This window comes from Thermovirga sp., from assembly GCA_012523215.1.
GTDB lineage: Bacteria > Synergistota > Synergistia > Synergistales > Thermovirgaceae > 58-81.
Window position 1 is genome coordinate 1 of sequence record JAAYIZ010000033.1, and the last position, 5,012, is coordinate 5,012.

The following is a 5,012-nucleotide window of genomic DNA, read 5'->3' on the forward strand; positions in this document are numbered from 1 at the left end:
ACGTAGCCAGGATATGGGACCACGCCCTCGATGTCCTGGCCCGGCTTGTGGCATCAGTGGTCCACGTCCTCGACCCCCAGGCCGTCATCCTTGGCGGGGGCCTCAGCCGAAACCCCGGCCTCGTGGAGACCCTCCGGCCTCTGATCCTGCGCTACACCGCCCCACCCTTCAGGGACACCCTCGACATCCGCCTCGCGACTCTGGGCGACGCCGCCGCCCTCCTCGGCGCCGTCTTGGGGTCCAGAGCTCAAAGGTGAACCTGCGAAACTTCGCCCCCAAGTCACCCTGAGAGACCCTGCCCCTACCGCAAGCCCCAGCCTTGGTTTTGTTGTCCGGCTTTTCGGCCCTTTTCTACCCAAACCTGAATCTGTCCACCAGGCGCAGCATTCTTTCTTCCGTGAAAGCGTCCTTTACCAATTCGACATCTTCCTCTTCAAGAAAAGGCTCGACATCATCGAAAGCTTTGCGGAAATTTACTCTTCTGCAGACTTCAACATAATGTTCCCTAAAAAGATCCTGTGTAAGAGAAACCCTTTCCTCCAACTTGCCGGACTGCTTCATCTTCCTTTCCAGACATTCGATTCTCAAAGGGATCTCCTGTCCCAGGTACCAGAGCATGTCAAACCAGTCACGCCCCTTGACCCGGGATCTCCAGCTCCTGAAAAGGACTGCATGCATCTTCCCCGCAAAAAGATCCGGCTTTTGAAAGGTCGAGACCAAAAAGGGCGCTGGCAAGAGAACCTGTTCGGTTACCGGTTCCGAACGGCAGGGATCATCAAGATCTATCTCCAGCCTCACCATTACCTTCTTGCGGGCATGGACAGCATCGATCAGATACTGCCCATGGGAATAATATCTCCTCCTGTTGCACAGGCTCTCTCTCAGCATCACATTTACAAGCATCTTCGGGGTGCTCTGCCCCGGCTTCAGTTCAATGCCGGAGACCGAAAACCCGAAAGCTGCAGCCGATTTCCCTACGGCGGGGAGAAATGGATCCCACGAAAAAGTTTCACACCCTTCAAGACAAACAAAATCAAGATCCTCGGAACTCCGCCTCAAACCGTAAAGAAACCTCAGAGCCGTATCCCCATAAAAAGCATTCTTCACGAAAAAACGCTCCCTGCTGAGAGCGAGAAGTATCACTCTCTGAAGATCTTCCCGAAGAACATTTTCCAGATGTTGCATGGTATTCAAAAAGCATCTACCTGCCTTTCAACGCTCTGGCAAGCGCCTCTATCTTCCTTGACCGGTAACCGTCTGCAATCTCCTCCATCAGGATATAGTCAAGTTCCGAAAGGGCGGTCTCCTCTATCCTTAAATTATCCATAAGATATTCACGCATCTCACTGATCACCGGTGAAAGACCCTTTTCAAAAAAAACCTTGTCAGCCAGGGCTTTTTCGGGAAACCCCATGGCAAAAAGGGTTACGCCATCACCGAAAGGGGCCTCGTAAGACCCCACTCCCCTGGAGTAGGCCCCGGCAGGAATATACCTGTACGTGAAAATCCCCTCCGGGGTATGGAATCTTTTCATCCTTGATGATGGAGAATTTCTCATCGCGACCGAGGTTATCTGCCGAGGCGTTTCCGGGATAAGGTTGTGAAAGGCCAGTGCCCACTCCAGAGAAACATAGGATGGCCAATAGATACGGTTCGCAAGAACCTCGACAGGGAAAATCCCCCGGCGGAACCTGGGCGCTACAGCGTAAAGGCCCCGCTTGATCCGGACAATGTACCCTCCCCTGACAAGGTCCCGCAGTTTGCTGTTGGGGTCCCTGAATCCTCGAAGGACTTGGATCGCTTCTGCTGTATCAAAGATCACAGGGAACTGTAGCAAAAGCAAGGCATTGTTTTTCTTCATAGCCTCACACCTTAATATCCTTTTACGTTATAAAAAAAGGATTTTATAGCCATTTATTATAACGCTTTATCAATACTTTCAATCTGCCCTTGCCCCTCCCGTTCACTGTTCTAGCCTTCGCCTTGGCTTCACGATTCACGACTTACGACTTACGATTTACGACTTTTTTGTAGTTATCGTATACAAATGCTCAAAATCAAGCCCTGACCCCAAAAGACCGCATGACCCCAAAAGACCGCACCAAACCTTGCAATAATCTGAAGGATGGCAATATAATTACATATATTCAAATAATTTCCCAAGAAGAAGATGTAACCTTTTAATAGGGAGGTCCGGCCGTGAAAAGAGTCCTCTTCTTTTTCGTTTGTGTTTCAATCCTCTGGAGCGGTCCGGCCTTCGCCCAGATTGCCGAAGGGGGTTCCGGCGGAGAGATAGCCATCCCCGACATTCCCGGCACCAGCGAGGCCGGCTCCATCCACGCCCTGGTCATCCCCGACCTCGGCGAATCCGACATCCCCGACATCTTCCCCTCCCAGCCCGAGGCACCCTTTTTGCCCACACCGGCGCCGGGCCAGGCTGAAACTCCCGCCGACTGGGGCACCCCCGACGGCATGGCCTAGTTCGAGCGCTTCCTCACGGGGTCCCTCCCCGAGGAGCAACTGACCAGGATCCATCGCTACGGGTCGGAATTCTTCCGCACGGCCCCGTCCACCTTCGCGCCCGACGAGGCGGCCCCGGTCCGTCCCGACTACGTCATCGGCCCCGGTGACCAGATCCGCATCGACGTCTGGGGCATGGTCGAGGGCTCCTGGACCGTCACCGTCAACCGCGACGGCACCATAGCCATCCCCCGGGTCGGTGTCATCGGCGTGGCGGGCCTCGACTTCGCGCAGCTCCAGGACGTGCTCGACGAGCAGTTCTCCCGCTTCTACTCCAACTACGAGATGAGCGTCACCCTCGGCGCCCTCAAAAACATCAAGGTCTATGTCGTGGGTAACGCCCGAAAGCCCGGCGGCTACACCATCTCATCCCTCTCCACCCTGGTCAACGCCCTGCTCGTCTCGGGCGGTCCCAACGATAGCGGCTCCATGAGGAACATCCAGGTCAAGCGCGGCGGAAAGGTCATCACCAACTTCGACCTCTACGACCTCCTCATGAAGGGCGACAAGACCAAGGATATCCGCCTCATGCCCGAGGACGTCATCTTCATCCCCACCGTCGGCCCCCAGGTGGCCATCACGGGCAACGTCAGGCGTCCCGCCATATATGAAATGAAAAAATCCGTCAGCGTCGACGACCTCATCGAAATAGCCGGCGGCATGACCTCCACCGGCTTCCGGGGCCGTATCCAGCTGATGCGCGTCATAGACAGGCAATACCGCACCATGCTCGAGGGCAACCTCGAGGCCATTTCGCGGGATTCCCTCAAGGGCATGACCCTCCAGGACGGCGACTACCTCCGCCTCTTCTCGGTGGTGGAGCGCCAGTGCATCGTCCACGTCTCCGGCCCCGTGGCAAAACCGGGCAAGTTCACCGTCGCCCAGGGGGTCACCAGGGTCAGCGATGTCATCCATTGGGCAGGCGGCCTGCTCTACTACGCCGCCGACGAGGCCGAGATAACCCGCGTCGATGTCACCGAGCGCGGACCCCAGACCACGCGGATAAAGGTCAGCCTCGGCGCCGCCTTGGAGGGCAACCCGAACCACAACATAGCGCTCCAGATGAACGACTATATCTTCGTCCGCGCCGTTCCCGACTGGCAGCTCTACAAGCAGGTGGCCGTCTACGGTGAGGTCACCTACCCCGGCGTCTATACCATAGGCCCCGGCGAGCGGCTCTCCTCCCTCATCGAGCGCGCCGGTGGCTTCTCCGTCAACGCCTACACCCGGGGGGCCATCTTCACCCGCGAGAGCGTAAAAAAGGCCCAGCAGCAGCAGATCGACGAAATGGTCCAGCGCTTCGAAAAGGACCTCCTCGCCGTGGGCCTCAACGAACTCTCCTCGGCCCTCACCGCCGACGAGACCAGGATGCTCCAGATGGAGGCCCAGCAAAAGAGCCGCCTCCTCGACGCCCTCAGGAACACCAGGGCCACGGGCCGCATTACCACCATGATCGCTGCGCCCAGGGTGCTCCGGGGCTCGGCCTACGACATCGAACTCGAGCACGGCGACAAGCTCTACGTGCCGCGCAACCCCTCCACGGTGCAGGTCATAGGGGCGGTGCTCAACCCGTCGTCCTTCGTCTTCGACAAGAACCTCTCCTACAAGCAGTACATCCTCATGGCCGGCGGCTACTCCCGCGAGGCCAGTCCCGAGAGGATCTACGTCCTCAAGGCCGACGGCACGGCCATGCGCACCAAGGAGTCAGCCAGGGGCACCACCCCCTGGGTCAAGGAGTTCAACCAGGACATCGAGTGGAACCTCATCGAGCCCGGCGACGCCATTGTGGTCCCCCAGAAGATCGAAAGCTACCGGGGGCTCCGGCAGACCCGCGACTACATCGACATAATTTATAAGGTGGCAGTGACGGCCCTGAGCATCCACAACATCACCAACTAGGCCGAAATTTACAGACGGAGAATAGCCATGACAGAAAAACAGCATGAAGAGGCACGGGGGATCCACCCAGCCTGCCCTGACGACGACGAGATATCCCTGCTCGACCTTATGCTGGTCCTGGCCAGGCACAAAAAGCTCATCTTCCGCGTCACCGCGGCCTTCGCCATCGCCGCCGTCATCGTCAGCCTGGTCATGACCAAGCAGTACAAGGCCACGGCCCGCATCCTCAACCCCGTGGAGCAGTCCGCCATGGCCACCCTCCTGTCGCAGCAACTGGGCGGCGGCGTGGCCGAGCTCATCAAGCCCGAAATCAAGGGCAACGTCTACGTGGGCATGCTCAAAAGCCGCGCCCTCCAGGACTGGATCCTCGACCGCTTTGGTCCCGAGAACTGGCGCACCGTCACCGGCTACGGCAAGGAAAACCTCCGCAAAGACATAGTCGAGGAATATATCGGCGAGGTCGAGGCCGTGGAGGACAAGGACGGCACCATCTCCCTTTCCGTCATCTACACCGACCCCGAGAAAGCCGCCGAGATAGCCAACACCTACATCGAGGGCCTCAAGTGGATGGCCGACACCTTCGCCGTCACCGG

Annotated in this window: 4 protein-coding genes and 1 pseudogene; 3 read left to right on the top strand and 2 right to left on the bottom strand. The window is 57.9% G+C overall.

All coding sequences use genetic code 11. The features are described 5' to 3' along the window. A partial coding sequence (locus tag GX108_01080; GenBank protein ID NLO55643.1) for an ROK family protein occupies positions 1-257 on the top strand: 257 nt, incomplete at its 5' end. 94 nt (positions 258-351) lie between these two features. Here the strand turns inward: GX108_01080 and GX108_01085 are convergent. After that, a complete protein-coding gene (locus GX108_01085; GenBank protein NLO55644.1) occupies positions 352-1,194 on the bottom strand; it encodes a nucleotidyl transferase AbiEii/AbiGii toxin family protein in 843 nt (280 codons plus the stop codon). A 7-nt stretch (positions 1,195-1,201) separates the two neighbouring features. Further along, complete coding sequence (locus GX108_01090) at positions 1,202-1,861, bottom strand: hypothetical protein (protein ID NLO55645.1); 660 nt, start codon at positions 1,859-1,861, stop codon at positions 1,202-1,204. A 338-nt stretch (positions 1,862-2,199) separates the two neighbouring features. Here GX108_01090 and GX108_01095 point away from each other — a divergent pair. Both GX108_01095 and GX108_01100 read left to right on the top strand, forming a co-directional pair. Then, a pseudogene (locus GX108_01095) lies at positions 2,200-4,419 on the top strand (polysaccharide export protein). A gap of 27 nt (positions 4,420-4,446) precedes the next feature. Then, on the top strand, positions 4,447-5,012 hold a 566-nt coding region (locus GX108_01100; protein ID NLO55646.1), incomplete at its 3' end, for a hypothetical protein.